The organism is Nocardia sp. NPDC050630, assembly GCF_044457245.1.
Lineage (GTDB): Bacteria > Actinomycetota > Actinomycetes > Mycobacteriales > Mycobacteriaceae > Nocardia.
Genome location: NZ_JBITGN010000008.1, coordinates 19,203 through 43,841, shown reverse-complemented (window position 1 = coordinate 43,841; position 24,639 = coordinate 19,203). Strand labels below are relative to the sequence as shown.

Sequence of the window (24,639 nt, the reverse complement as noted above, 5' to 3'; positions counted from 1 at the left end):
GTATAGCTTGGTCAGACTTCAAACAATCACACCGGGGCGGTGGCGGTACTCGCGTTCGGTAAACGGTCGTTTTCCGAACGCCGCATGAGGGAACCGCGTCACCAGCCAGGAGGAATGGTCAGTCGGATCGGATGTTCGCCCGCTCCCACGCCGCTGTAATCGCGGCGGGGATGCGCCCTCTGTCGGGTAGGTCGTATTGGTTGGCGCGAGCCCACGCACGAATGACGTGGGAATCCACAGCCCGAGCTGCGCCGGAACCTAGATCAGTGGAGTCTGAACCCGTCAGCTGCTGCTCGGAATCACGGGAGAAGCTGACACCGTCATCGAAGAGCCCGTCGGGGAATAGTGGCACCTGGACCCGACCGCTGAAGCTCGCAGCGAGGAACGCAACCAAGCAGCCATCGAAGGTGTACCAGCGCGGCCCGCGGGCTTCGTTGATGGCTATACGCCAGTCGTCGGGATCGTCCGCGGGTTCGGTGACCCAGAAAAGATACTCGCCGTTGTCGGTCACCCCGCAGGCCAACAGGCTGTCCGGGGCGTGCGGCCCCGGAAAACGACCAGTATCACGATCCTCGCGCAGTTGCTGGCGCAGAGTTTCTGGCATCGGGCCGAGGAGATTGACCCACTCGGTTGGGCCGTGCGGGTGATAGACCCTCAAGTACTCGCAGAAATTGCCGGGGCCGTACACCGTGGCGAGCTGCTTGTAGTCGGCCGGCAACTCGACACCGACGGCGCTTTCGACGGCGTCCCAGTCCACTGAGACCGGCTCGGGGGGCGGTGGGCAACTCCGCATGAGGTCCGTGATTCCAGTCATCACGGTGCGACCTTACGGCCAAGCTTTGCGGTCAGCCAGCTGGCCTGATTTCTCATCACTACCTCCATTGCTCCCTACTGACTCCCGCACTCCACGGGAGAGATCAGAACCGTCCCCGGCCACGCACGACCGGGGACGGGAGTTGTGACGGGCGCGCGTCACAACAGCCAGCCCGGTCGGTTGTCGACCCACACGACAGGCCGGGGGATAGTGCCGTCGCCGATGCACGCCCACAACGTGGAGGTGGGCATCCCGTGGTAGCGGGCTCTGATGGCGGCGGTGTCTGCGAATTGCACAACTGGCGGCCGCAGGAACGAGTCGCCGCCGGGAACCCATGCGTCGATGCAGGCCATCGACCAACCGGGATGGTCGCCGACTTGAATGTCGGGTGAGGGCACCCAGGTGTGGGTGCCGTGCCGCCAAGAGGACAGCCTCGACGCGGGTACACCAACGATCAACGCGAACTGGACCAGACCGAAGTAGCGACGGATCCCGGCATCGCGTGAGTCCGGCCGGTACGCGGCGGCCGTCGGCATCCGGTTGGCGGGAATCCTCACTGATCGGCCCACTCCCGGACAGCGTCTGCGATGCGCTCGAGTAGTTCGACCGGCAGATCCACCGGAGCTGGCGGCCCAACGAACGGGATCCGCTGCGGCAGTTCGGTATCGATGACAGCGGTGGCGTCGACGTCGATGAACGCCGCTTCTAACGCGGGAGCGGTTTCCCATCCGGAGGCAGGCATCTCGATGGCGTCGAATTCCTCGACCCATCCATCGTCACCGACGAAACCGAAAGTGCCGTCACTGAATTCGATCAGGCCGCTCATCGGACGGCCTCCCGGGTTGGCTGGAGCTTCCCCGCTTCAGCGCGGATCCAGTAGGCAGTGTTCTTGGCATCGCAGATCTCACGGCTGCACTCGAGGTGTTCTTGCATGACGTAACCGGCTTCTTCGACGGTGTATCCGCTGGGCGGTGCGGGGTGAATACGCGCGGTTTCACCGGTGACGCGCTCGAGGATGTCAGTAGCCGGGACCGCATCATCCGGAATGGCACCGGAGCCGAGCAGGTAAGGCAGGCCATAGAAGACTAGCCACAGGAAGAACATCACTGCGGCGGCGACAACCATGGCTGTGACGAGGTCAGCGGGCATTGAACGATACCCCCGGTGCGTTGTTCGATGTTGGAGTGCACTCGGCGCCGAGGGCCTCGCAGGCGTGCGGCTCACCCCGGCGCTGGGTGCGAAAATGACCGTAAGCCGGTGGTTCGAAGTGGCCGGGTACGCTTCGTACCCCACACCTTCCGGCTACGCTTGAACCATCGAACCAAGTTGCGGGAGAGAGGTTCGGCATGATGCACACCTCCGACGAAAGTGCGCCTGTAGGCGTGCGCATAAGGCGGCAGCGCGAGCGCGCCGGTATGTCACGACCGGTTCTGGCGGGTCTGGTCGGCAAGTCGACCGAGTGGCTGAAGGCTGTTGAGAACGGCCGCCTCCAGACGCCTCGGCTGCCGATGCTGTTGCGGATTGCGCGGGCGCTCGAGCTCGACGACTTGGCCGAGTTGACCGGCAACGGGCACGCGGTTCCCGTATCGGTTTTTGCTGGTGAACGGCACGCGGCACTGACCGATGTGCAGTCGGCGCTAACCGATTTCCGGCTCAAAACGCCTGACCGCGCGGCCAGCACCGAGTATCTGTCCGAGCGTTTGCGGCAGGCGTGGCAGGTGCGTCACGCAAGCCCGGATCACCGGACACAGCTCGGTGCGCTGCTGCCGGGATTGATCAGGGACGCACAGAGCGCCGCTCGGACAAAGGTTGCCGACCGACGCGCGGCCCGCCGTGTCTTGGCTGGCGTCTACCAACTCGCCGACTTCTATGTCGCGTATCAGCCTGCGCCCGAACTGGTTTGGCTCGTCGCAGACCGGGCTCTGAACGAAGGGTACGAGGCAGACGACCCTTACACCATCGCCTGTAGCGCGTGGGCAATGGTGCAGGCATTGCGGGACTCCGGACGCTGGGAAGAGGCGATAACGCTGGCAAGCAGCGCTATCGCTCGCCTCGAGCCCTACGTCGAGAAGGACGAGACGGCGGATGACTGGCGGGGAATCGTCGGAGCATTGGCGGCTGAAATCGCTTATGTGCACGCACGGCGGGGCCGCCACGGACAGGCGTGGGCGCACTGGGAACGCGCCGACAAAGTCGCGCGCCAACTCGGTCCGGGATATCGGCACGTGCAGACGTCGTTCTCGATGCCGGTGATGGCAGCGCACGCAACAACGCTCGGTGTTGAGCTGCGCCGCCCCGGTGAAGCGCTGCGTGCGGCCGAAGGTTTCGACGCCGACCGGATCGCCTCATTGCCACGCCGGAGCCGCCACTTCATCGAAGTCGCCCGTGCGCACTACCAGCGCGACGAGCCGATCGCCGCATATGCGTTGCTTGCCAAGTCATTCCGGACGGCCCCAGAAACGACCCGCTACAACGGGTATGCCCGAGAGATGCTGCACGAGCTACTGAAACGTCCACCGTCGGGAATGCGCGACGATGTCCGCCAGCTATGCGAAAGCGTTGGCGTCGCTCTGTAGACCCGTAGAAGTCCGCGAATCCATAGTCCATGTGCAAGCGTTGAAGCCCCGGTCGTACGTTGGAGGAATCGTCGGACACCCAGGCAGCGCTGTCGGTGCGGACCTGGCCAGGAAGAACCAAAGCGGCCGTCTGTTCGCAGGCTGCGCAATGCCCGATTCGGCTCCCTGGCAGGATTTATCAAGGTTCGGGAGTTGGACCAGGAACTCGCAACTCACGGTTTCCTCTGATCGGTAGCCTCAGCGTATAGAACTCGAGCAATTCGATCGGCGCGTCGGGCGGGAAGTATCGATAGCCAACGGGTTCTGTATCCGGCCGCCCGATCAGTGAGTGAACACCGGTCGCCCCGGGCAGCACCGAATACGCAACTCGCTGCTCAGGTCGATCGGCGAGAAGGCGCTGGATCACCTTCCGCCCAACACCTTTTCGCTGCCAATCCGGATCGACTGCCAGACCACTTATCAGGAAGGTTCGACCGCCCGACTCCGCCGTGAACTCGGGCGACAGCGCCTCTACCTTGTCCCACCAGCCGTCGGCCGACTCGAGCGGATACCCATAAGCTGCGCCGACCACGACCTCATCCATCTCGGCGGTCACCAGGACGAAGCCTGGCCTGGTGAGCAGCGATGCGAGCACATCGCGGTGCCGCGCTGAATCCGCCGTCGACCATCGATGCGGCGGAAGGGCAAATGCTCGGTCGAACAGCGCACACACCGCGTCCGCCAACATCATCGCGCGCGGAGTATCGCAGCGATTCACTTCCGGCAGGTTCACCAACATGCGCTCCCTCGCTTCGCCCGACCCCTACTTTCCGCCACGCTTGCTGTGCATGTCCAGACATCTCGGCATGGGCGACCTCTCCCAGGCCTGCGCGCCGCTTGGGCCAATTACTCACCGAAGGAGTTCTGCAACGCTACACCGATGAGGCCATCGCAAAGACGATCAACCTCCCGGCCGGTTCCACAGCCGACGATGTCAAGGCCGCCTATCTCGCTGGCTACCAGGCAGACTTGAGCGGGATCACGGTATACGTGGACGGCAGCCGCACCACCCAACCGAAGAAGCTACGGTAAGAAAGGAATTGGACACAGCCGCATGAGCGACACCACTCACTTTCAGTACTGTCAGAAGCTCGTGGTCATCGACCCCGTTACCGACAGCGTCCTGCTGGCTCGGCGCAAGGGAGAAGCCGACTACGACAGCGTCTACTCCCTCATCGGCGGGAAGATGGAGACCACCGACGGCTCCATCCTGGATGCGATCCGTCGCGAAAAGGAAGAGGAGATCGGCAAGGCGGCCATCATCGCGATCGCCGAAGCCCTCTCGTACAACGTCCTTTTCAAGAAGAAGGACGGCAACAGCATGATCCTGCCGCACTTCTACGCCGAGTACCAGGGCGGAGAGATCGAGTTGAACGACGAATACTCCGATTACTTGTGGCTGCCCAAGGATCAACTGGAGTCATTCAGCCCGATGATCGAGACGATCCCCGAAGCGGTCCGCTGGGCAACCGAGATCGGCGAGCTGGTCAAGAAGGGTGAGGGCCTCACGAGGCTGTAGCTGCCAATACATCGTTGTACCGCATTACACCGAGCCAGCACATCCGCGTACGCCCGGACGGTCCCGAAATCGCAGCCATGGAAGCTCTCGGTTTCGGCTGGCCGCGTGCGATCACGCCCGACACCGCCTCGACCAACTGCTCACCGAAGCAGGCTGACCCCCGATAATGGTCGAACTATGACCGAATCCCTACTCCACCAGTGCTTCCCCGAACTGGCCAGCACACTGCCGTTCGCCCGGCTCGGTGTCGCGCCGACGCCGGTCCGCCCGCTGGACCTCGGCACCAACAGCGCTGTGTGGTGCAAGGACGAAAGCGGGTACGGGTCCGGCGGCTGGGGTGGCAATAAGATTCGCAAGCTGGAGTGGCTATTGCCCGAGGCCCGACGGCGCGGTGCCCGCACCATTCTCACCTTCGGCGGCACCGGAACCAACTGGGGTCTGGCGACGGCGCTCTACGCCCGGGAGTTCGGCATCGACACCGCGCTGGCGCTGGTCGACCAACCGGTGGACGACCACGTCCGCGCGCAGCTGCGACGACTGGAAAACTCTGGCGCCTCCTTGCATTTCACGCACAGCAAGCTGCGCACCGTGGTGGCCGCACCGTGGCTGCTGCTGCGGCATATGCACGGGCGCACCCCACCGTATCTGCTGCCCGTCGGCGGATCATCGCCGATCGGCGCGCTCGGCTATGCCGAGGTCGCATTGGAACTGGCGGCGCAGATCGGCGCTGGCGAGCTACCGCAACCGACACATCTGGTGACCGCCGTCGGATCCGGTGGCACGGCAGCGGGTTTGGCCCTCGGTCTACGGCTTGCCGGACTACACAGCCGCGTCGTCGGTGTCGTCGTCAACGACTCGCTCCCCCTCGACGCGCGACACATTGTCGAGCTGGCGAACCGCGCCGCGAGGGTGCTGCGCGCACGCGGCGCGGAATTCACCGCGCCCGAGCTGCGCCCGGACGACGTGACGATGGTGCGTGACTGGCTCGGTCCTGGCTACGGCTATGAAACCCCGGCCGCCATTGCCGCGCAGGAGCTCGCCGCGACCAACGGGCTGGAATTGGAAACCGTCTACACCGCAAAGGCTTTGGCCGGACTTCTGGCGATGGATACCCGCGGCGACTTCGGCAACGGACCCGTTCTGTTCCTCGACACCTACGGGCCGCGCTGATCCGGATCCAGCCCCAGGATGACCGCCAGCACCGCGCGCAACCGCTCCACATCGCCGCGAAGACCGGTCACCGCATCCTGATACAGGAAGGCCTCGATGAGCCGGACCAGCGCATAGGCGAAGGTGTGGGTGTCGACCCGGTTCTGGTAGCCCTCCGCGATCGCGCTGTCGAGAATTTCGGCGACCACCCCGACCACCTTCGGCTGTACCGGCCCGTCGCTGGTGGTGATGATGCGGCCCGCGGTGGCCTGTTCGGTCGCGATGAAATAGCGGTATGCCTCGCTGCGCGTCAGCCATTGTGCCGCCTGGTCCAGCAGGGCAAGCACCCGCCGCGCGCCGGTGCCGTCCACGCGGGTCTGCGCCGCCACGACCATCCGTTCGAATTCCGACACCATGACCGCACCGAGCAGACCGTCACGCGAACCGAACCAGCGGTAGATGGTCGCGCGCGATAAACCGAGTCCCGCCGCGATCGCCTGCACATCGACCCGCTCACAGGACAGGAACTGGGCGCTGGCCGCGGCGAGCACCTGGTCCTGGGAGGCGGCGGCGGGACGACCGACAGGTCGGGCGGCACCGGTGGTTGTGGTCATCCCAGCCCTGGGGTCGATTCGCGACACATGCGTAGTAATGTACCAAACCGACCCGAGCGAGTACCGCGCCCGTCTGGGCCAGTGCTCCGCCACCGCGAGAGGATGTGCCCGTGCGCTCGAACCTGATCTCCCGTAGGGACCTGGACTTCCTGCTCTACGAATGGCTGCGGGTCGAGGAACTCACGGCGCTGCCCCGGTTCACCGAACACTCCCGGGAGACCTTCGACGGCTTTCTCGACCTCTGCGAGGATCTGGCCACCCGGCACTTCGCCACCCACAACAAGCGCAACGACAGCAATGAGCCGACCTTCGACGGCGAGAAGGTCACCATCATCCCGGAGGTGAAGGCCGCGATCGAAGCCTTCACCAAGGCCAATCTCATCGGCGCCGCGATGGATGAGCAGATCGGCGGACTGCAGCTGCCCGCAACCGTGGAGGCCGCCGGATTCTGCTGGTTCCAGGCCGCCAATGTCGGCACCACCGGCTATCTGTTCCTGACCGTCGGCAATGCCAACCTGCTCGCCGCGCACGGCACCCCGGAGCAGATCGACCGCTTCGTCAAGCCCATGGTCGAGGGCAGGTTCACCGGGACGATGTGTCTGTCCGAACCGCAGGCGGGCTCGTCGCTGGCCGATATTGTCACCCGCGCCGAACCCCAGGCCGATGGCACCTACCGGCTGTTCGGCTCGAAAATGTGGATTTCGGGCGGCGATCACGAGCTGACCGACAATATCGTGCACCTCGTCCTGGCCAAGATTCCGGGCGGACCTGCCGGAACCAAGGGCATCTCGCTGTTCATCGTGCCGAAATACCTGGTGGCCGACGATGGTTCGCTGGGCCCGCGCAACGACGTGGTGCTGGCCGGTTTGAACCACAAGATGGGATATCGGGGCACCACCAATACGGTGCTGAATTTTGGTGAGGGCAAGCACAGTCCGGACGGCGCGCCCGGCGCGGTGGGTTACCTCGTCGGCGAACCGCATCGCGGCCTGTCCTACATGTTCCACATGATGAACGAGGCACGCCTCGGCGTCGGTCTCGGCGCGACGGCGTTGGGCTACACCGGATATCTGAAGTCGCTCGATTATGCCCGGGAACGCCGACAGGGCCGCGCGGTCACCGCCAAAGATCCGTCCGCGCCGCAGACGCCGATCATCGAGCATGCCGATGTACGACGAATGCTGTTGGCGCAGAAGGCTTATGTCGAAGGCGCGCTCGCTCTGCTGCTCTACTGCAACCGCCTCGTCGATCTGGAACGCACCGCAACAGATCCGGCGGCCGAACGCGAACACACCTTGCTGCTGGAAATTCTCACCGGCGTGGCGAAGAGCTGGCCGTCGCAATGGTGTCTGGAGGCCAATAACCTCGCCATCCAGGTGCACGGCGGCTACGGTTACACCCGCGAATACGACGTCGAACAGCACTACCGGGATAACCGCCTCAATCCCATCCACGAAGGCACGCACGGCATTCAGGGCCTGGATCTGTTGGGCCGCAAGGTGATCCAGCATGACGGCGCGAGCCTGCGGCTGCTCGCCGCGCAGATCGAGCGGACCGTACTCGCGGCCAGCGAGGCGGGTGGCGAGTGGACCGAATTCGGCGGACAGCTCGATGCGGTCTGGCAGCGGCTGCTCACCGTCACCGGCTGGATGTTCGCCTCCGGCGACATCGCCGCCGCCATGGCCAATTCCAGCATCTACCTGGAGGCATTCGGCCACGTCGTGGTCGCCTGGATCTGGCTGGAGCAGGCACTGGCCGCCCACGGCAAGGACGGCGACTTCTACGACGGCAAGCGCGCCGCGGCCCGCTACTTCTTCCGCTACGAATTGCCCAAGACCACACCGCAATTGGATCTGCTGGAGCTGATGGACCGCACCACGCTGGAAATGCGCGACGCCTGGTTCTGACCCGTCAGAGGACCAGTGGTCGCCGCCCCGGGCGGGTGCGGCGCCAGACCACCACGAGGAAGACCAGCAGGCCGATCAGCGGCAGGGTGCCGATCGTCCAGCTCAGCGGCAGCGGCGGTCCGGGCTGGTCGAGCACGGTGACATCGCCGAGGGTCCCTTCGCCGTGTCCGAGTGGCCCGTCGATCGCGAAGGTGAAGGTGTAGGTGCCGGGGGCGTCGAAGGCCCTGACGTCCAGACCCCACGAGTCGCGTTTACGGGGATGGCGGACCAGGGGCGCGGCGCGCCGACCGGGCCTGATCGCTGGTCCGGTCAAGCGCAGCGTCCCGGATTTGTCGGCGATGCCGCCATCGGGCATGAAGGTGAAGTCCAGCGATTTCATCGCACGGATCGGCCAGGTGGAGAAGCCGACGGTCACGCCGTACGGCCCCACCTGGACAGGCTCGGTGTGCACAATCTCGACCGGCGCGTAGGCGGAGGCGGGGGCGACGGCGATCAGCGACAGGGTGAGCACGGCCAGCACGGTGACGGCGAGCCTGCGCAGTACGGTCATCACGCTTCCTTCGTCGCGGGCAGCATGGTGGTGAAGCGCCCGCCGAGGAATCCCGCGAGCAGGCCGAGCGGAATGCCGAGCAGCGTAATCGTCACGATGTCGCCGAGGGCGATATGCGAGGTGGCGCGGACCAGATTCAACTGCAGCGGGAATGTCACGCCGATGATGACACCGGTCACGGCACCGGTCACCAAGACGATCTTGCGCGCATCGAAACCACGGGTACGGGCCAGCCAGAACAACCCTTCGACCGCGACCGCCGCGATGATCAGGAACATCGGCATCATGGCGGGCAGAGCCGGTGGCCGCCCGGTCAGACCGTCACGCAGCGGAAGTCCGATCGCCGACGCATAGACTTCCGCGGCCCAGGGCGAGAACCACCAGAGGAACGCCTGCATCGCACCGAGCGAAACCGCGATCGCGATGGCCGCGCCCGCACGAGCCAACAGTGCCGCGCCGAGGGTGAGCAGCATCGGCCCGAACCCCACGATGCCCAGGATGGTCGGATCGACGGGCAGATGCAGGTTGTTCAACGCATTGGTGGGAATCGGGGCGAAGGTGATCAGGATCGGAATCGCGACGACGATGCCGATCCGGCCCCAGCGGTGATCGCGGTGCGCGGCGAAAACGATGATGCTGCCGATCATGGTGAGCAAGATGGACAGGAACAGCGCCACATGTGATGGGGTATTGAGCACCGCGTCGAAGCCGTAGATCGAATGCCACTCCAGATCGAGCAGGCCGTAGAGCAGGAAGAGTGCCGCACCGGCTCCGGCGATCATATAGCCGAGCGGTGCGGTGAGGTTGCTGCCGAAGACTCGGATGGGGGTGCCGCCGAGGCGGGGCACCGGCCGACCCGCACGTTGCGCCGAGGTCGCGATGAGAACCATGGCCAGGCTGAGGAATCCGGATATCGCGCTGCCGGAGTACAGGAACAGATGCGGGAGGGTGAAGAAGGTATCGGGGCCGACTTCGTCGTGCCACTCGATATCCCAGCTGAGGCCGATCAATGTGACCGCGGTACCGAGTAGTACGCCCCATGCGCCGACGCGAGCCGCGGTGGTGTCATTCGAGATCTCGGGTCCAGTGTCGGCTTCGACCGGTGCTGCCGTGCTCATGGTGCTCATTCCTCCTGATATGTGCATGGTTTCAGCCGCCGACCCAGATCGGCACCGCGAGTTCGTCGATGCTGTCGTGTTCGTCGATCGATAGTCGAAGTTCCCACGGGCCGGTCATCATCAGTGGCACCGCTGCGGCGTGGAAATGTCCCGGACCGGTGGCCATCGCCGCGACCGGTTCTCCGGCGTGGCCCATGAGCGGCTGGTTCGCCTGAATACTCACCGCGGCATGGTCTTTCGTAGCGCCACTGCGGTCGGTGACGGTGATATCGATTGCGGTGCTGCCGATTCGGACGCTGTCGATGGAGATGGTGACGAGATGTTGCGGGGAACCGGTTTTCAATACGAGCGGACCAGCTGGGCGCGGCCAGACGAACCAGGCGATGGCGGCCAGCACGATGACGACCACCGCTCCCCCGGCGAGAAGTACACCTTTCCGGGGTGCCGCGGTGTTCTCCGCTTGCTCGCTCATGGCCGTGCTCCCGCGGCGACATCGAGTACGACGGGGACCGTGAGCACGGTGTAGCGGCGTTCGACCTGGATCCAGAGGCGATAGCGGCCCGGGAGGGGAAAGGTGTACGTGAACGGCACATCGGGACCGTAGGCGGCGACCGTCTCGTCGGGAGCGCTTTCACCGTTGGCCGGTGGCATGAGCATGGCGCCGCGGCTCGCGGCGGGCTCGGTCATATCCATTCCCGGCATATCCATGCCAGGCATGTCGGACATACCATGCATGGACGTCGCGCCCATCGAGTGGCCGTGCCCCCAGATCGGTGAACTCTGCACGGCCGCACCGATATTCGGGTCGTCGGGCAGCGGACCCGCCATTATCAGATGGCCGACCATGCCGAGCCATGGCTGCAGATCGGCGGCGTCGCCGAATTCGGCGGTGATGGTGGTCGGCACCCCCACGACCGGTGTGGTCGTCCGGACAGTGACCTGGTTGCCGTCGACAACGGCGGACGACGCCTTGTCACCGCCCCCGAGATGCACTGCGGCACTGGCCGATTCCGGTGCCGCAGCACCAGGCAAGACTGTGAACCCACTTGCCGCGCGCACCATTTGCACACCACCGCCGCGCCGCGCCAACTCGGCGGACAGCGCGTATCGCCCAGGCTCGGGCGCTGCCAGATGAACCTGGTACCGACCTGGTCCGATCCGGATCGGGTGCAGATGCGACAGGCGACCGGTCGGGCCTACCAGCAGCAGATGCATGAGCGCACTGTCGTGCACGACCAGATCGTCGACGAGCGCACCGGTGGCGGCATCGATCAGAACGAGGTCGAGATCGCCCGGCTGTCCGGCGGTCACGGGCCCACCGGCGACCGTGAGCAGTACCGGCGGCCGCGAAAAGTCCGAAATCAATGGCTGATTCACGGCGTAGGGATCGGTGACATTGTCGAGCGTGGGATCGAGCTGACCGCCGGGTTGCGGCGGCAGCGGTAGCGATGCCGAAAGCAGTGCGGCCGTCACCGAAACCGCCACCCCGGCCACCATTCCGGCGGCCGGAACCAGTGCCCACCCGCTGCGCCGAGCACGAATCGCGATCACCACGGCGACGGGAAGCAGGACACCCGCCACCAGAAACCCGCCGTACACCAAGCGCTCCGGCGGCGAGGTCACCTGTGCGGGCACGATGAACGGAATCCGCGTCACCCGCGTGCCGTCACCGACGGCCAGCTCCCACGGACCGGCGCGGTCCATCGGGACAGTCGCCGAGTACATCCCCGCAGTGCCGCCGAGTTCGACAACCGCATCGGCGGTGGGCGCGCCCGGTGCGGGCCGCGTCGACTGCGTCGATGCCCCCGTCGGCGTCGCCGCGAGCGTGAGCCGCCCCGCAGCGGTGCCAGCATGGGTGACCACATCCACCCGCAATGGCCCAGGCACACTGGTCACCCGGCGCAAGATGATCGTGAGCTCCCGATCACCGAGCGACTGCGCGACCGAAATATCCGAACCGGAGGACGCCGAATCCGCCGACACCGAGCCCACCCCGATCGCCATCAACAACGCACAAACCCCCGCTACCAGCAGAGCGCGACCAACACCGGCGACAACAGCCACGCCCGTCATGGTAGGTGTGCGTGTCTGCCAGAACATCACCCCCAGTGGGGATTTCGCCTCCCCCGCCGGAGTGATGCCGCCCTGGACCGGCATCCGGATAATCCCCCAGCTCACGGCCGAAACCACCGCTGGGCCATCTGCTGATTCAATAGCACCAGAATCTAGGTGCGCGCTTCGGCTGCGCCAATCGCCGCCAGCGGACGCGCTGACCGCTGCACCATGCACCGAGGCACTGCGCGAACTGATTACCGGGCTGCACGACAACGCCGGTGATGACACGCCGCCCCTGGACGCCCATGCGGGCGGACCGTGGCGAGTGCACGAATTCACCTTCGGTGTTGGCGCCATGGACGACGGTGCCCTCGACCCGACAACGAAGGGAATACCAACGAGAAGTGGCTGCTCCAGCAGCGTGGGCTCGCTTGGTCAGCGCATCCTGGGTGCCGGACCGCGCTGGGGAACCCAGTGCCCCGGGCCAACCGAGGACGGTACTGTTCCGCCCGGATCACCCGGCATTCGAATCTGTGTGATCGAAACTCGTCGGCCGCGAACAGGGTGGCGCAATGGCCACTCCGAGCCCCATCCGCCCAGGTCAGAGGCGATAGGAGGCGGCGCAATAACATCCGCTGATTTAGGGCGCTCACTTGCGCGCATTTGGGCGGCCGAGCGGCAGCTATCGTCGCTATCCATGCAGGTCAGCGAAAGAAAGGTGGCGGAGGTGGGAGCCGAGGCGACGCCCGTGCGACGGTTGCGGGCCGACCAGGCGCGCCGGATAGCCGACGTGCTGCGTCATCAGATACATGCGGGCGCGTTCGACGATGTGCTGCCGAGTGAGCAGGAGTTGGTCGCCGAATACGACGCGTCGCGCAATACCGTGCGCGACGCGCTCGCGCTGCTCAAGGATGACGGGTTGATCGATCGGGTGCCGAAGGTGGGCACCCGGGTTGCCCGGCGCAAATACGATCACGGGCTCGACGCACTGCTCGGCCTACAGGAAACCCTCAAGGGCCACGGCACCGTGCGCAACGAGGTGCGCGCGGCCATGCACATCACCGCACCCCCCGCCGTCGCACGCAAGCTCGGGCTCGATCCCGGTGAGCGCGTGGTGTATATCGAACGCCTGCGCTATCTCGCCGACCTACCGCTGAGCCTGGATCTGACCTACCTGGCACCCGATATCGGCACCGAGATCCTCGGCCACGATCTCGAGACCAACGACATCTTCGTACTCATCGAACAGATCAGCGGCGGACCGCTCGGCTCGGCCGACCTCGCGCTGGAAGCGATTACCGCCGACGCGCACACCGCCGCCACCCTGGAAGCACCCGAGGGCGCCGCGCTGCTGATGCTCGAACGGCTGACCCGGCTCGACGACGGCAGACCGGTGGATCTGGAGTACATCCGCATGCGCGGGGACCGAATCACCATGCGCGGCAGCCTGATCCGCAGCGCATCCGAATGGAAGGTCATCTGATGGCACTGGCGAACCAACGCACCGACATTCCGGTGACCATCGACGAATCACTATGTATCCAGGGTTGCACGCTCTGCGTGGAGATCTGCCCGCTCGACTCGCTGGCCATCAATCCGGAAAACGGTAAGGCCTTCATGCACGTGGACGAGTGCTGGTACTGCGGCCCGTGCGCCGCCCGGTGTCCCACGGGTGCCGTCACCGTCAATATGCCCTATCTGTTGCGCTGAACGATCCGGAAGTCCCATGAAGAAACGCCTCGCTCCGCTGCTCCTCGCCGTCGCGCTCGCCGCGGCGGGCTGCTCCCTGCAGAGTTCCGACAGCACCCCCGCTGGAACCGTCAAGGTCGTCGTCGGCTACCAGTCCAAGACCATCAACACCGTCACCGCGGGCACTCTGCTGCGCGCCCAGGGTTATCTGGAACAGCGGCTACAGAAGATCACCGACAGCGGCGGTGCCAAGTACCAGGTGGAGTGGCAGGACTACGACACCGGCGCGCCCATCACCGCGCAGATGCTGGCCGAGAAGATCGATATCGGATCGATGGGCGATTATCCGCTGTTGATCAACGGATCTCGCACCCAGTCCAATGAGCGCGCGAAGACAGCGTTCGTGTCAGTGACCGGCTACAACCCCAAGGGTGCGCTCAATATGGTTGTGGTCCCGCAAGATTCGACGGCGACCAGGGTCGGCGACTTGGCCGGGCAGAAGATTTCGGCCAGCGTCGGCTCGGCCGGACACGGCACCCTGGTGCAGGCGCTCTCGCGGGCGGGCGTCGATCCGACCAAGGGCGTCGAGGTGCTCAACCAGCAGCCACAGATCGGGGCGACCGCTCTGGAATCGCACCAGGTCGGCGCGCTGGCACAGTTCGTGGCCTGGCCCGGGCTGCTGGTCTTCCAGAACAAGGCGAAATTGCTCTACGACGGTGCGGAACTGGGTGTGCCCACCTTCCATGGCGTGGTCGCGCGGCGCTCCTACACCGCCGATCACCCCGAGGTGCTGCAGGCCTTCCTCGCCGCCCAACTCGATGCCACGAAGTTCCTGAACGACAAGCCGTTCGAAGCCGCCAAGATCGTCGCCGACGGTTCCGGATTGCCGCAGGAAGTCGTCTACCTCTACAACGGGCCCGGCGGAACGTCTTTCGATACCACCCTCAAGCCCAGTCTGATCGATGCGTTCAAAGCCGATGTGCAGTACTTGAAGTCGATCGGTGACTTCGCCGAACTCGATATCGATAAGTTCGTCGACCCCGCTCCGCTGCGCAAGGCCTTCGCCGACAACGGCGTCGGCGACTATGACCAGGCGGTGGCCTCCACCGTCAACCCGAGCCGTGTCACCGGAACCGATCCGATTTGCACACGTCCGGTGAGCAATGCCGCGCAGGCCGGTGAGCTGTGGCTCGACGGCACGGATCGACCGCAGCCCGCCGCCGATCCGACCTGCCTGCTGCGCGCGGTCCAGGCCGCCAAGGCACAGGGCAAAGTGATCCGCGCCGCGTATGTGCCCGATGCCGAACTCGGCACGCGCTGGTTCGCCGATAAGGCGGTGTGGCTGCGAGATGGGGACAGTTTCCTGCCGTTCACGACGCCCGCCGCCGCGCAGCGCTATCGGCAGACGCATCCGGCCGCGACCGCGATCTCCTACGATCAGGCCGTCACGGAAGTCCGGCCATGACCGCATCACACAGCGCTTCGGTGCTGACCGATGACCGGGCAACAGCCGAGCCCACCACCGCACCGGCCAGCCCCGTTGTAGTCGAACGTGCTGAAACCACTGAAGTACGTGGAAGTTCCGTATGGCGCACCCGAGTGCTCCAAGTGGCGTCGGTCGCGACCGCGATCGGGCTGTGGCAGCTGCTCACCGCCGATAATGTGCGGTGGTGGCTGCGCTTCGACACGCTGCCGACGGTCACCGAGATCATCCGCGAATTCGGCAAGCAGCTGCAATCGGACCAGTTCTATGTCGATGTCGCGCAATCGCTGATCCGGATTCTCACCGGATTCGGGCTCGCGGCCGTGGTCGGGGTGGTCGCGGGCATCGCCCTCGGCCGCTCCGGGCTCTTCGCCGCGGTATTCGGACCGCTCACCGAATTGGCCCGGCCGATTCCGGCCATCGCACTGGTGCCGGTGGCGATTCTGCTGTTTCCGAGCGACGAATCGGGCATCGTCTTCATCACCTTCATGGCATCGCTGTTCCCGGTGCTGGTCAGCACCAGGCACGCGGTGCGCGCGCTGCCGACCATCTGGGAGGACGCACTACGCACGCTGGGCGCATCGCGCACCGATGTGCTTGTGCGAGTGGTATTTCCAGGCATTCTGCCCGGCGTATTCAGTGGTCTGTCGGTGGGTATGGGCGTGGCATGGATCTGCCTCATCTCGGCCGAGATGATCTCCGGGCGGCTCGGTATCGGCTACCGGACCTGGCAGGCCTACACCATCGTCGATTATCCGGCGGTATTCGTCGGCATGATCACCATCGGCATCCTCGGCTTCGGCACCTCCGGAATTGTGGAACTTGCCGGTCGTCGGATCACCCGCTGGCTGCCGAGAGAGGTCGCCGAATGACCACGACAACCGCACCCGCCACCACCGGAATGCGATTGAGCCTGGACGGAGTTCGCATCGCCTACGGCGGCAAAACGGTGCTCGACAACCTCGAGCTGGCCATTACGCCCGGCGAAATCCTGGTCGTGGTCGGCAAATCCGGCTACGGCAAGTCGACGCTGCTGCGGGCGATCGCCGGACTGCGCAAGCCGGACCAGGGTCTGATCCGCGCCGACGGCAGTGCGGTGACCGGTCCGTCGGCCGATCGCGCCCTGGTCTTCCAGGACGATGCGCTACTGCCGTGGCGCACGGTACGTCAGAACATCGAGCTCGCACTGCAATTGCGCAAGGTCCCGCGCAGCGAACGCAAGGCGCGCGCCCGACATTGGGTGGAGGAGGTCGGGCTCACCGGTTACGGCGACTATCTTCCGCGTGATCTCTCCGGCGGTATGCGCCAGCGAGTTCAGTTGGCGCGCAGTCTCGCCGGATCGCCGCGCGCGGTGCTGATGGACGAACCGTTCGGCGCACTCGATACCCAGACCCGGACAACCATGCAGCGCTTGCTGATCGATACCTGGCGCGCCCATCCCACCACCGTCGTATTCGTTACCCATGACCTGGACGAGGCGCTGCTGCTCGGGGACCGCATCGCGGTACTCGGCGGCGGCGTACTGCACACCGTGGTAGATGTGCCCGAACCCCGCACTCCGGCGGATCGCCGGTCGGTGAAGGCCGAAATCCTGGAGAAGTTGTGAATATTCCCGAGCTATCCGATCGGATCCGGCTCGACTGCGATGTGCTCGTCATCGGCGGCGGCACCGCGGGAACCATGGCCGCACTGACCGCCGCCGAAGCGGGCGCCGATGTACTGCTGCTGGAGAAGGCGCATGTGCGGCACTCCGGTGCGTTGGCCATGGGCATGGACGGGGTCAACAATGCGGTGATTCCGGGCAAGGCCGAGCCCGAGGACTACGTCGCCGAGATCACCAGGGCCAATGACGGAATCGTCAACCAGCGCACCGTATATCAGACGGCCACCCGCGGCTTCGCCATGGTGCAGCGACTCGAACGCTACGGCGTGAAGTTCGAGAAGGACGAGTACGGCGAGTACGCGGTGCGCCGGGTGCACCGCTCCGGGTCGTATGTGCTGCCCATGCCCGAGGGCAAGGATGTGAAGAAGGCGCTGTATCGCGTACTGCGCCAACGCAAGATGCGCGAGAAGATCCGCATCGAGAACCGGCTCATGCCGGTTCGGGTGCTCACCGACGCGGGCCGCGCGGTGGGTGCGGCCGCATTGAATACGCGCACCGGCGAATTCGTGGCGGTAGCCGCCAAGGCAGTGATCCTGGCGACCGGTCCGTCCGGCCGCTTGGGGCTGCCCGCATCGGGTTACCTGTATGGCACCTATGAAAACCCGACCAATGCGGGCGATGGGTATTCGATGGCCTATCACGCCGGTGCGGAGCTCAGCGGTATCGAATGCTTCCAGATCAATCCGCTCATCAAGGATTACAACGGCCCGGCCTGCGCCTATGTGGCCAATCCATTCGGCGGGTACCAGGTGAACGCCAAGGGTGAACGCTTCGTCGACTCCGATTACTGGTCGGGACAGATGATGTCGGAGGTCAAGCGCGAAATCGAATCCGCGCGCGGGCCCATCTATCTCAAGGTGTCGCATCTGCCCGATGAGACGCTCACTACCCTCGAAGGCATTCTGCACACCACCGAACGCCCGACGCGCGGCACCTTCCACGCCAACCGCGGCCATGACTACCGCACCCACGATATCGAGATGCATATCTCTGAAATCGGTTTGTGCGGTGGACATTCCGCGTCCGGCGTGTGGGTCGACGAACATGCCCGCACCACCGTCCCCGGACTCTATGCGGCCGGTGATCTGGCATGTGTACCGCACAACTACATGATCGGCGCTTTCGTCTTCGGCGATCTGGCGGGCGGACATGCCGCATCCACACTGTCGGAAGTCACTGCACCGGCCGACCTTCCGGAAGACCAGCTGGCCGCGGCCCACGAGCTTATCTACCGGCCACTGCGGCAGCCGGACGGCCCGCCGCAGCCACAGGTCGAATACAAGCTGCGCCGATTCGTGAACGACTATGTGGCGCCGCCGAAGACGGCCGCGAAGCTGTCGATCGCGGTCGAGACTTTCGAGCGGATGCGCGGCGAGATCGCCGACATCGGTGCCCGCACACCGCACGAGCTCATGCGCGCGGTCGAGGTTTCCTTTATCCGCGACTGCGCCGAAATGGCGGCGCGCAGTTCGCTGACCCGCACCGAATCACGGTGGGGTCTCTATCACGAACGGGCCGATCTACCGCAGCGCGACGACAACGAGTGGCGCTATCACCTGAACCTGCGCAAGAACTCCGATGGCGCGATGGAATTCCTGAAGCGGCCGGTGGCGCCGTATCTGGTACCGGTGCCAGGTCTCGATGACCTGCCCTCTACCGACAGCACCGTGGTCCCGGTAACGCAACCGGAACTCGTCGGTGGGCGCGCGCCGGCCGACACACCGCGCACCGTCCGCGCCTCGACCACACCGCCGTCACCGCGACTGGTCAGCCTGCTGGCCCTGGATTCGCCTACCGTGCAGGACCTTTCGACCTATCTGTCCGATGCCGATGCCGGTGTTCGGGTGGCGGCACTGTCGGTCCTGACCGAGAACACCCCCGAGGCATTCACCTCGGTACTGATCGGCGCGCTCGATGATGACGCGGCATCCGTTCGCGCGGCCGCCGCGGCGAGTCTGCGCGAACTCGTTGAGGTGCTTCCCGATTCGACCGGTCTCGCCGATCGACTCCACTCCCCCGATCCCGTCGTCCGGGCGACCGTCGTGGATCTGCTGCGCGCGCTGCGAGCCGGATCCGCGGCGCAATTCGTCGCGGCGCTGACTGATTCGGATCACCGGGTGCGCATCGAGGCCGTGCGGGCGCTGGTGTCGCTCGATGACTGGCGGGCCGTTTCCGCCGCGGCGACCGATGAGAACCGCGAGGTGCGCATTGCCGTCGCACACGGGTTGTCGGCGATCGGCGGCCAGGGCACCGAAACCGCGCGCGCCCTAGCCGAGGATCCGGATCCGCTCGTGCGTGCCGCCGCATTGGCCGCCTTCGCGAGTCTCGGTGTCGCACAAGATGATATGGCGCTACTTGTCGGCGCGCTCGCACACTCTGCCTGGCAGGTCCGGGTGGGTGCCGCGCGGGGTCTCGCGGGTGCGGACCCCGATTTCGGCGTCAACCCGCTTTCCGAAGCCTTGCACGATCCGCACCTCGATGTGCGCAAGGCAGCGGTACTGGCGCTGGCCACTTGGCCGCACAGCGGGGCGGCACACGATGCGCTGAAGCTGGCGATCGATGACACCGATGCGGACGTGCGTGCGTATGCGCGCCGCGCGTTGGACAGCACACACCCGCTGTCGTAGCCGCACACCGTTTCGTGACGCGGGCAAGGGGCACCAGCGCTGCGACATGCTCGCTATCGGGTCCCTCGTGCTGGCTGATCTGTAGGCGCATCACCATCGGATCAGCCGACTTCGACGTACTTCGAGCAGCTTCGGGATTCTCACCATGATGTGCGGGTCAGGTCTGGTCATCCTGCTGTCCGGCCTTGGAGGTCAGTCCTGCTGGCGGGCCTCCCCGACCTCGGACAACATCGCCCGGTTTTGAGTCGAAATCGGTTTACGCGCAGCGGAATTGGAAGCTTGCGACCGGTATCGCGCCGGGTGCCACGTCGACCTGGACGTAGGCGATGCTCGCCAGCTCACAGCCGGAGGGCACGGAGGTAACCTGCGCCTGGTAGCAGCCGTTCGGGAAGGCCTGCGTCGCGGTTCCATCACCGCCGGTCGTCAAGGTGGCAAGCACCGGACCGGCGGCGCATGTGGTGATGCCGACCCCGACACCCGTCACCGGCAGTTGATCGGTGCCGGTACTCGCTCGCACCTTCAGCGGACCGTCGCTCGGCGCCTGAGCACGGGCCGTGCCTTCGGGCAGCATAGCCACCAGTGCGGCACCGAGTACGGACGTGACGAGCAGCGTGTTGCGCAAACGAGTCTCCTTCGGCCGATGTGAGCGGATCCGGGTGATCGCCCCTGCCACCGTATTCCAAACCGACCGGCACGGCCATGACCCGAGGCCATCTGCCGATCAGAGTCACCGGGCCTGGCTGCGGGTCGGCGGCAACACAGTGTCGCTGGCGGCTGATCACTACCGCCGGGCCGTTGATAGTTTTCGCACCTGATGCGATGGCGTCCAGAGTCGCGGCAAGGATCAGACCGGGTCCGCGATAACAACCACACCACTGGGCGCATCGATCAGCGGAACCGTCTGCGCGGCAGCATCATCCACGTGCACACGCGGATGGTCGGGCAACTCGGATTCGTAATATGTACCCGGACCATAAAATTGGCCGTACTTCACGACCACGCCGCCGATACCGAGTACCGCCGCCTCGAATTCCTGGATGCCTGCACCGCGGCCGGCGGGCGGCTCCCACGCAATGCTCTGGGCGAGAAAGCGTTTCGCGCCCGCGGCCTGCGCGGCGGCGATCAGATTGCGGGTGCCCTCGGATCGGATGCGCGCATTCGCACCGGCGAGTTCCGGGAGCAGCGCGGCATCGTCGGGCAAATCGGTGAGCTGATGCATCACCAGATCCGGCCGGAAGGCGACGACCGCCGCGGTGAGCGCGTCGAGGTCGTACACATCGCAGACCACCGGCTCCGCACCGGCGGCGCTGACCAGGTCGGCCTTGGCCGCGGACCGGGTCATCCCCGCAACCTCGTGTCCGGCCTCGATCAGCAAGGGCAACAATCGTGTTCCGATGACGCCGGTCGCACCGGCCAAATAGATCCGCATCACCCCACCCTAATTTCCCGCATCAGTACCGCGTAGCTGGTCATCGCACAGCAGGGCAACGGCGCCGATCTCACCGAATGTGGCCACGCTCGGTGCGCTATCCGCCGCTGCGAGCATGGCCTTGTGCGCCTGGCTCGCCTGGTGATGGCTGCGGCGGAATCCCTTGACGCCGTTACCGGGTTCCCCCGCCGCGACAGTGACCCCGCGGGCGAGGACTTGCACCGCGGCCGCCAGTGTCTCGGCGGTCGGACTGTGCGCCAGCGAGAGCCAGGCCCAGCCGGAGGCCTGATCGCGGGGCAGGAACAGCGGGTGATATGGGCAACCGAGTTCATCGGCGAGATCACTGGTGAACCGGGCCAGACTGGAGGCTTGCGGGTCGGCCTTTCCGGTATGGGCGGTCCAAACGACCAGACCGAGATGTCGACGGTGGGACAGCCGGTAGCCCAGTATGGCTTCCACCCCGGCGAGGTCGCCTGGGTCGGTGCGAAGTAGTTCATGGATCAACGCCTCACGAGTCGCGTTGCGGTGCTGTAGCCAGCGGTCCCGTTCTTCTTCGTAGGCCTCGAGTACCTGTTCGGTGACGTGGTCTATGTAGGCGAAATTCGCCGCCGCCAGCCGTTGCGCGACGGCGGTCAGCAGGTACGGGTCGCTGACCTTGGTGTTGAGGATTGCCAAGGCTCGCTGCAGGACCGTGTCCTGGCCGAGCCGATAAGCGCGGACGAGAGCTCGAACCGGAACGCCGTGTTGGGCGAGGCGTCGGGCGTATTCGATCGCCGCGGGTGGCGCCTCCGCCTGGCCGATATCGACGCCGTATTGCAGGAAGGGCAGGGAGGTCTCGACGTTGTCCTCGATGCTCGCGACGAGCGATGCTTGCAGACTCTCGTCGCCGCGCAACTCCGCGATCTCGCTCGAAAGTCGTTGGTAGAGATCGCGAATCAAGGCGGCACGGTTATGGCTCAGTGCCGCGCCGACCTCTGCCACACAGGCGGCGACCTGTGTGGCGAGGTCCGTCGATCGCGGGTACCCCATATGCGCGATCAGCTATTGGGTCGACAGCACATCGCCGAGTTCCTGCCTGTGCTGTTCGATCCACTCCGCTTCCTCGCCGGGAGCGGGCATGATCAGCCCCGCCTCCATGATGGAAGTGGGATCCATCTCGTTGAGTCCGAGCAGCAGACTTCGGGCGTCCTGGCCGGTGACGGCGGTCCACGCCGCCGACAGCTGGGTGAGCAGTTCGGCTCGCGATGCGCGATCCCGACCGGCCCGGATATTTCCGCTGATCACCGATACCGTGTTGGGCTTACCGGCGGTGAAAAACGCCGACGGCTCGTATTCGACGAATACAACGTTGACGAATCCCCGAGGCGCGCCGGTGACCGAGGTATGAATGGCGGTGATTGCTTCGGCCAACTCGGCGCGGTGGTCCTCAGCCAGCGACCCCGCGGGAACCAGAACTTGATACAAAGGCATGGGCTTTCCTTTCGAATTGATCAGCGGCCGAACGTAATTCCGCAAAGAGCGTCAGTGAATGGTCGATCCGCCGTGGTCGGCATGCAGATTGATTTCGCGCTTGAGGATCTTTCCGGTCGGCCCCTTCGGCAAGGCGTCGACGATGTGCAGGTGCCGGGGGTATTTGTAGGCGGCGACGCGTTCCTTGACGAAGTCACGCAGTTCGTCGGCACCAATCGATGCGCCGGGCTTGAGGGCGACCGCGGCAGCGACCTCCTCACCGAGCTCGGCGTCCGCGATACCGACGACCGCCGCCTCGGCGACATCGGGGTGCTCGTAGAGCACCTCCTCGACCTCGCGGGGATAGACGTTGTAGCCGCCGCGAATGATCATGTCCTTCTTGCGGTCGACGATGAAGTAGTTGCCGTTCGCATCGCTCCGACCCAGATCGCCGGTGTGAAACCAGCCATCGGTGATCGCCTCGGCGGTCTCCTCGGGCTTGTTCCAATAGCCTTTCATGATGTTGTCGCCGCGAATCACGATCTCACCGACCGTGCCGTCGGCCACCTCGCCGCCCTCGTCGTCGACCACCCGTAGTTCGACGCCGCGGACCGGGGTACCGATGGAACCGGGTACACGAGGCCGATCGGGGTGATTGAAGCAAGCGGCGGGCGAGGTCTCCGATAGCCCGTACCCTTCGAGCACCACGCATCCGAACTGCTTCTCGAAGGCGTGCAGCACCTCCACCGGCAGCGCGGAGCCGCCGCTGACGCAGATCCGCAGCGCGCCGAGGTCGATGTCGGCGGCACCCGGATGATTCAGCAGCGCCGAGTACATCGTCGGCACCCCTTCGAAGATCGTCACCTGGTCCCGGACCAGTAGCTCCAATGCCTTGGCCGGGTCGAACCGCGGCAGCAGCGTCAGCGTCGCGCCGACGCGCACAGCGGCGTTCAATGCGCATGTCTGCCCGAACACATGGAACAGCGGTAGCCCGCCGAAGATCACGTCCTCGGCGCTGAGCTCGAGCAGGGTCTGTGTGCAGACGTCGACGTTGCTCCCGAGGTTGGCGTGGGTCAGCTCGGCGCCCTTCGGCAAGCCGGTGGTGCCAGAGGTGTACAGGATTACCGCGGTGTCGTCGGGGCGGCGATCGATCACTTCCTCTCGCGGCTCGATGGCCATCATTTGATCGAGGAATTCGGCCGGAGCAACCGGTATCGCGGTACTGCCCACCTGCGTGGCACCCGCGGCGGCTTCGGCGGCGAAGTCCGGCCAGACGAATATCAGCTTGGCGCCGGAATCGCGCAGGTAGTAGGCGACTTCACGTTCCTTGAGCAACGGGTTCATCGGTACCACGACCGCGCCCACCCGCAGGATGGCGTAGTAGAGAGCGGCGAAATGCGGGACGTTCGGGAGCATGATCGCGACCCGATCACCCGGTGCCACATCGTATGCGGCCAGTAGACCGGCGACGCGTTGACTGAGCGTGTCCAATTGCGCGTAGGAAACGACTGTCTCGTCGAGCCGAATCGCGACATGGTGGGGACGGTTGTGGGCAGAGATCACGAGATTTTCGGCGAGATTCATTTCAGTTGCTTTCGTCGGGTGCCGAAGGTCCGGCTTCGGTACGTCGGCACGTCGCCCCGGGGACATAGTGCATATCCAAGGCATTCGTAGAACTTCGTTTAAAACTTTGTTATTGAAGATAGCCGATCGTCAGTGTGTCGGTTCACTCCGAGTTCGATCGCAACTCGCCGATCAACCTGACCTGCTGACATCTCGGCACCGCTGGTCACGGCCCAACGAACGATCGCTCACACGGCAGGCGCGGCAGCAATCTACCGCCCTCGGCGGTGTGGCCGATCAATTCGATTGCGCACCAGGGCTTTCGCCTCCAATCGTGGATAAAATTGCGCACCGCCACCCCGGTTACCGCACAGTTGAAGACCAAGTCGGACATC

Annotated in this window: 26 protein-coding genes; 11 read left to right on the top strand and 15 right to left on the bottom strand. The window is 65.2% G+C overall.

Annotated features, from left to right (window positions below; genetic code table 11):
- Positions 1-118: 118 nt before the first annotated feature.
- The 4 genes from ACIBG0_RS21320 to ACIBG0_RS21305 form a co-directional block, all read right to left on the bottom strand.
- Positions 119-757, bottom strand: coding sequence for a histone-like nucleoid-structuring protein Lsr2 (locus ACIBG0_RS21320; protein ID WP_397034691.1), 639 nt, complete (start codon positions 755-757; stop codon positions 119-121).
- Positions 758-972: 215 nt separating this feature from the next.
- The gene (locus tag ACIBG0_RS21315; protein WP_397034690.1) at positions 973-1,371 is read right to left on the bottom strand and encodes a hypothetical protein; all 399 of its coding nucleotides are present in this window, start codon (positions 1,369-1,371) and stop codon (positions 973-975) included.
- Positions 1,368-1,640: a hypothetical protein gene (locus ACIBG0_RS21310; protein WP_397034689.1), complete on the bottom strand. Its 273-nt coding sequence runs from the start codon at positions 1,638-1,640 to the stop codon at positions 1,368-1,370. The genes ACIBG0_RS21315 and ACIBG0_RS21310 overlap by 4 nt, the downstream gene beginning before the upstream one ends.
- A complete protein-coding gene (locus ACIBG0_RS21305; protein WP_397034688.1) occupies positions 1,637-1,963 on the bottom strand; it encodes a hypothetical protein in 327 nt (108 codons plus the stop codon). Before ACIBG0_RS21305 ends, ACIBG0_RS21310 begins: the two co-directional genes overlap by 4 nt.
- 197 nt (positions 1,964-2,160) lie before the next feature.
- On the opposite strand from ACIBG0_RS21305, the gene ACIBG0_RS21300 reads away from it, so the two are divergent.
- Positions 2,161-3,390 (top strand): multiprotein-bridging factor 1 family protein, encoded by a 1,230-nt coding sequence (locus ACIBG0_RS21300; protein ID WP_397034687.1) that lies wholly within the window; start codon positions 2,161-2,163, stop codon positions 3,388-3,390.
- A gap of 178 nt (positions 3,391-3,568) precedes the next feature.
- Here the strand turns inward: ACIBG0_RS21300 and ACIBG0_RS21295 are convergent, their stop codons facing one another.
- Positions 3,569-4,162 (bottom strand): GNAT family N-acetyltransferase, encoded by a 594-nt coding sequence (locus ACIBG0_RS21295; protein WP_397034686.1) that lies wholly within the window; start codon positions 4,160-4,162, stop codon positions 3,569-3,571.
- A gap of 104 nt (positions 4,163-4,266) precedes the next feature.
- Here ACIBG0_RS21295 and ACIBG0_RS21290 point away from each other — a divergent pair, with 104 nt between their 5' ends.
- From ACIBG0_RS21290 to ACIBG0_RS21280, 3 genes are all read left to right on the top strand, one after another.
- On the top strand, positions 4,267-4,461 hold the full coding sequence (locus tag ACIBG0_RS21290; protein ID WP_397034685.1) for a hypothetical protein: 195 nt from the start codon (positions 4,267-4,269) through the stop codon (positions 4,459-4,461).
- Between the two features lie 22 nt (positions 4,462-4,483).
- Positions 4,484-4,948 carry an NUDIX hydrolase gene (locus tag ACIBG0_RS21285; protein ID WP_397034684.1) on the top strand — a complete coding sequence of 155 codons (465 nt, stop codon included), beginning with the start codon at positions 4,484-4,486 and terminating at the stop codon, positions 4,946-4,948.
- 177 nt (positions 4,949-5,125) lie between these two features.
- The gene (locus ACIBG0_RS21280; protein ID WP_397034683.1) at positions 5,126-6,118 is read left to right on the top strand and encodes a 1-aminocyclopropane-1-carboxylate deaminase/D-cysteine desulfhydrase; all 993 of its coding nucleotides are present in this window, start codon (positions 5,126-5,128) and stop codon (positions 6,116-6,118) included.
- Here ACIBG0_RS21280 and ACIBG0_RS21275 read toward each other — a convergent pair.
- Positions 6,103-6,711, bottom strand: a complete 609-nt coding sequence (locus ACIBG0_RS21275; RefSeq protein ID WP_397034682.1) for a QsdR family transcriptional regulator — start codon at positions 6,709-6,711, stop codon at positions 6,103-6,105. The two genes, ACIBG0_RS21280 and ACIBG0_RS21275, sit on opposite strands and share 16 nt — an antisense overlap.
- A gap of 110 nt (positions 6,712-6,821) precedes the next feature.
- On the opposite strand from ACIBG0_RS21275, the gene ACIBG0_RS21270 reads away from it, so the two are divergent.
- Complete coding sequence (locus ACIBG0_RS21270; RefSeq protein ID WP_397034681.1) at positions 6,822-8,618, top strand: acyl-CoA dehydrogenase; 1,797 nt, start codon at positions 6,822-6,824, stop codon at positions 8,616-8,618.
- 4 nt (positions 8,619-8,622) lie between these two features.
- Here the strand turns inward: ACIBG0_RS21270 and ACIBG0_RS21265 are convergent, their stop codons facing one another.
- Genes ACIBG0_RS21265 through ACIBG0_RS21250 form a run of 4 tightly spaced genes read right to left on the bottom strand, consistent with a single transcriptional unit; the run spans position 8,623 to position 12,443 of the window.
- On the bottom strand, positions 8,623-9,168 hold the full coding sequence (locus tag ACIBG0_RS21265; protein ID WP_397034680.1) for a hypothetical protein: 546 nt from the start codon (positions 9,166-9,168) through the stop codon (positions 8,623-8,625).
- Positions 9,168-10,286, bottom strand: coding sequence for a hypothetical protein (locus tag ACIBG0_RS21260; protein ID WP_397034679.1), 1,119 nt, complete (start codon positions 10,284-10,286; stop codon positions 9,168-9,170). Before ACIBG0_RS21260 ends, ACIBG0_RS21265 begins: the two co-directional genes overlap by 1 nt.
- A 31-nt stretch (positions 10,287-10,317) precedes the next feature.
- Complete coding sequence (locus tag ACIBG0_RS21255) at positions 10,318-10,758, bottom strand: FixH family protein (protein ID WP_397034678.1); 441 nt, start codon at positions 10,756-10,758, stop codon at positions 10,318-10,320.
- On the bottom strand, positions 10,755-12,443 hold the full coding sequence (locus ACIBG0_RS21250; RefSeq protein ID WP_397034677.1) for a hypothetical protein: 1,689 nt from the start codon (positions 12,441-12,443) through the stop codon (positions 10,755-10,757). The genes ACIBG0_RS21255 and ACIBG0_RS21250 overlap by 4 nt, the downstream gene beginning before the upstream one ends.
- Before the next feature lie 595 nt (positions 12,444-13,038).
- Here ACIBG0_RS21250 and ACIBG0_RS21245 point away from each other — a divergent pair.
- The 6 genes from ACIBG0_RS21245 to ACIBG0_RS21220 are packed head-to-tail and all read left to right on the top strand — an operon-like array spanning position 13,039 to position 19,803.
- Positions 13,039-13,824 (top strand): GntR family transcriptional regulator, encoded by a 786-nt coding sequence (locus ACIBG0_RS21245; RefSeq protein ID WP_397034676.1) that lies wholly within the window; start codon positions 13,039-13,041, stop codon positions 13,822-13,824.
- A complete protein-coding gene (locus ACIBG0_RS21240; RefSeq protein WP_040689749.1) occupies positions 13,824-14,051 on the top strand; it encodes a ferredoxin family protein in 228 nt (75 codons plus the stop codon). The genes ACIBG0_RS21245 and ACIBG0_RS21240 overlap by 1 nt, the downstream gene beginning before the upstream one ends.
- Positions 14,052-14,067: 16 nt before the next feature.
- Complete coding sequence (locus tag ACIBG0_RS21235) at positions 14,068-15,495, top strand: ABC transporter substrate-binding protein (RefSeq protein ID WP_397034675.1); 1,428 nt, start codon at positions 14,068-14,070, stop codon at positions 15,493-15,495.
- Complete coding sequence (locus tag ACIBG0_RS21230; protein WP_397034674.1) at positions 15,492-16,385, top strand: ABC transporter permease; 894 nt, start codon at positions 15,492-15,494, stop codon at positions 16,383-16,385. The genes ACIBG0_RS21235 and ACIBG0_RS21230 overlap by 4 nt, the downstream gene beginning before the upstream one ends.
- Positions 16,382-17,119 (top strand): ABC transporter ATP-binding protein, encoded by a 738-nt coding sequence (locus tag ACIBG0_RS21225; RefSeq protein ID WP_397034673.1) that lies wholly within the window; start codon positions 16,382-16,384, stop codon positions 17,117-17,119. The genes ACIBG0_RS21230 and ACIBG0_RS21225 overlap by 4 nt, the downstream gene beginning before the upstream one ends.
- A complete protein-coding gene (locus tag ACIBG0_RS21220; RefSeq protein WP_397034672.1) occupies positions 17,116-19,803 on the top strand; it encodes a fumarate reductase/succinate dehydrogenase flavoprotein subunit in 2,688 nt (895 codons plus the stop codon). Before ACIBG0_RS21225 ends, ACIBG0_RS21220 begins: the two co-directional genes overlap by 4 nt.
- Before the next feature lie 256 nt (positions 19,804-20,059).
- Here ACIBG0_RS21220 and ACIBG0_RS21215 read toward each other — a convergent pair whose 3' ends face one another.
- The 5 genes from ACIBG0_RS21215 to ACIBG0_RS21195 all read right to left on the bottom strand — a co-directional run bounded on the left by ACIBG0_RS21215 (position 20,060) and on the right by ACIBG0_RS21195 (position 24,265).
- Complete coding sequence (locus ACIBG0_RS21215) at positions 20,060-20,425, bottom strand: hypothetical protein (RefSeq protein WP_397034671.1); 366 nt, start codon at positions 20,423-20,425, stop codon at positions 20,060-20,062.
- 222 nt (positions 20,426-20,647) lie between these two features.
- Positions 20,648-21,232 carry an NAD-dependent epimerase/dehydratase family protein gene (locus tag ACIBG0_RS21210; RefSeq protein ID WP_397034670.1) on the bottom strand — a complete coding sequence of 195 codons (585 nt, stop codon included), beginning with the start codon at positions 21,230-21,232 and terminating at the stop codon, positions 20,648-20,650.
- A 9-nt stretch (positions 21,233-21,241) separates the two neighbouring features.
- Entirely contained in the window at positions 21,242-22,261 is a 1,020-nt protein-coding gene (locus ACIBG0_RS21205) for a PucR family transcriptional regulator (protein WP_397034669.1), read from the bottom strand.
- Between the two features lie 12 nt (positions 22,262-22,273).
- On the bottom strand, positions 22,274-22,702 hold the full coding sequence (locus ACIBG0_RS21200) for a tautomerase family protein (RefSeq protein ID WP_397034668.1): 429 nt from the start codon (positions 22,700-22,702) through the stop codon (positions 22,274-22,276).
- Between the two features lie 51 nt (positions 22,703-22,753).
- A complete protein-coding gene (locus tag ACIBG0_RS21195; RefSeq protein ID WP_397034667.1) occupies positions 22,754-24,265 on the bottom strand; it encodes a long-chain fatty acid--CoA ligase in 1,512 nt (503 codons plus the stop codon).
- Positions 24,266-24,639: the final 374 nt, after the last annotated feature.

Bases quoted from the DNA above. Each gene is read 5' to 3' on its own strand.
- ACIBG0_RS21310 (WP_397034689.1), bottom strand. From the start codon at position 1,640: ATGAGCGGCCTGATCGAATTCAGTGACGGCACTTTCGGTTTCGTCGGT.
- ACIBG0_RS21305 (WP_397034688.1), bottom strand. From the start codon at position 1,963: ATGCCCGCTGACCTCGTCACAGCCATGGTTGTCGCCGCCGCAGTGATG.
- ACIBG0_RS21300 (WP_397034687.1), top strand. From the start codon at position 2,161: ATGATGCACACCTCCGACGAAAGTGCGCCTGTAGGCGTGCGCATAAGG.
- ACIBG0_RS21285 (WP_397034684.1), top strand. From the start codon at position 4,484: ATGAGCGACACCACTCACTTTCAGTACTGTCAGAAGCTCGTGGTCATC.
- ACIBG0_RS21280 (WP_397034683.1), top strand. From the start codon at position 5,126: ATGACCGAATCCCTACTCCACCAGTGCTTCCCCGAACTGGCCAGCACA.
- ACIBG0_RS21275 (WP_397034682.1), bottom strand. From the start codon at position 6,711: ATGACCACAACCACCGGTGCCGCCCGACCTGTCGGTCGTCCCGCCGCC.
- ACIBG0_RS21265 (WP_397034680.1), bottom strand. From the start codon at position 9,168: ATGACCGTACTGCGCAGGCTCGCCGTCACCGTGCTGGCCGTGCTCACC.
- ACIBG0_RS21260 (WP_397034679.1), bottom strand. From the start codon at position 10,286: ATGAGCACGGCAGCACCGGTCGAAGCCGACACTGGACCCGAGATCTCG.
- ACIBG0_RS21255 (WP_397034678.1), bottom strand. From the start codon at position 10,758: ATGAGCGAGCAAGCGGAGAACACCGCGGCACCCCGGAAAGGTGTACTT.
- ACIBG0_RS21250 (WP_397034677.1), bottom strand. From the start codon at position 12,443: ATGCCGGTCCAGGGCGGCATCACTCCGGCGGGGGAGGCGAAATCCCCA.
- ACIBG0_RS21245 (WP_397034676.1), top strand. From the start codon at position 13,039: ATGCAGGTCAGCGAAAGAAAGGTGGCGGAGGTGGGAGCCGAGGCGACG.
- ACIBG0_RS21240 (WP_040689749.1), top strand. From the start codon at position 13,824: ATGGCACTGGCGAACCAACGCACCGACATTCCGGTGACCATCGACGAA.
- ACIBG0_RS21235 (WP_397034675.1), top strand. From the start codon at position 14,068: ATGAAGAAACGCCTCGCTCCGCTGCTCCTCGCCGTCGCGCTCGCCGCG.
- ACIBG0_RS21230 (WP_397034674.1), top strand. From the start codon at position 15,492: ATGACCGCATCACACAGCGCTTCGGTGCTGACCGATGACCGGGCAACA.
- ACIBG0_RS21225 (WP_397034673.1), top strand. From the start codon at position 16,382: ATGACCACGACAACCGCACCCGCCACCACCGGAATGCGATTGAGCCTG.
- ACIBG0_RS21210 (WP_397034670.1), bottom strand. From the start codon at position 21,232: ATGCGGATCTATTTGGCCGGTGCGACCGGCGTCATCGGAACACGATTG.
- ACIBG0_RS21205 (WP_397034669.1), bottom strand. From the start codon at position 22,261: ATGGGGTACCCGCGATCGACGGACCTCGCCACACAGGTCGCCGCCTGT.
- ACIBG0_RS21200 (WP_397034668.1), bottom strand. From the start codon at position 22,702: ATGCCTTTGTATCAAGTTCTGGTTCCCGCGGGGTCGCTGGCTGAGGAC.
- ACIBG0_RS21195 (WP_397034667.1), bottom strand. From the start codon at position 24,265: ATGAATCTCGCCGAAAATCTCGTGATCTCTGCCCACAACCGTCCCCAC.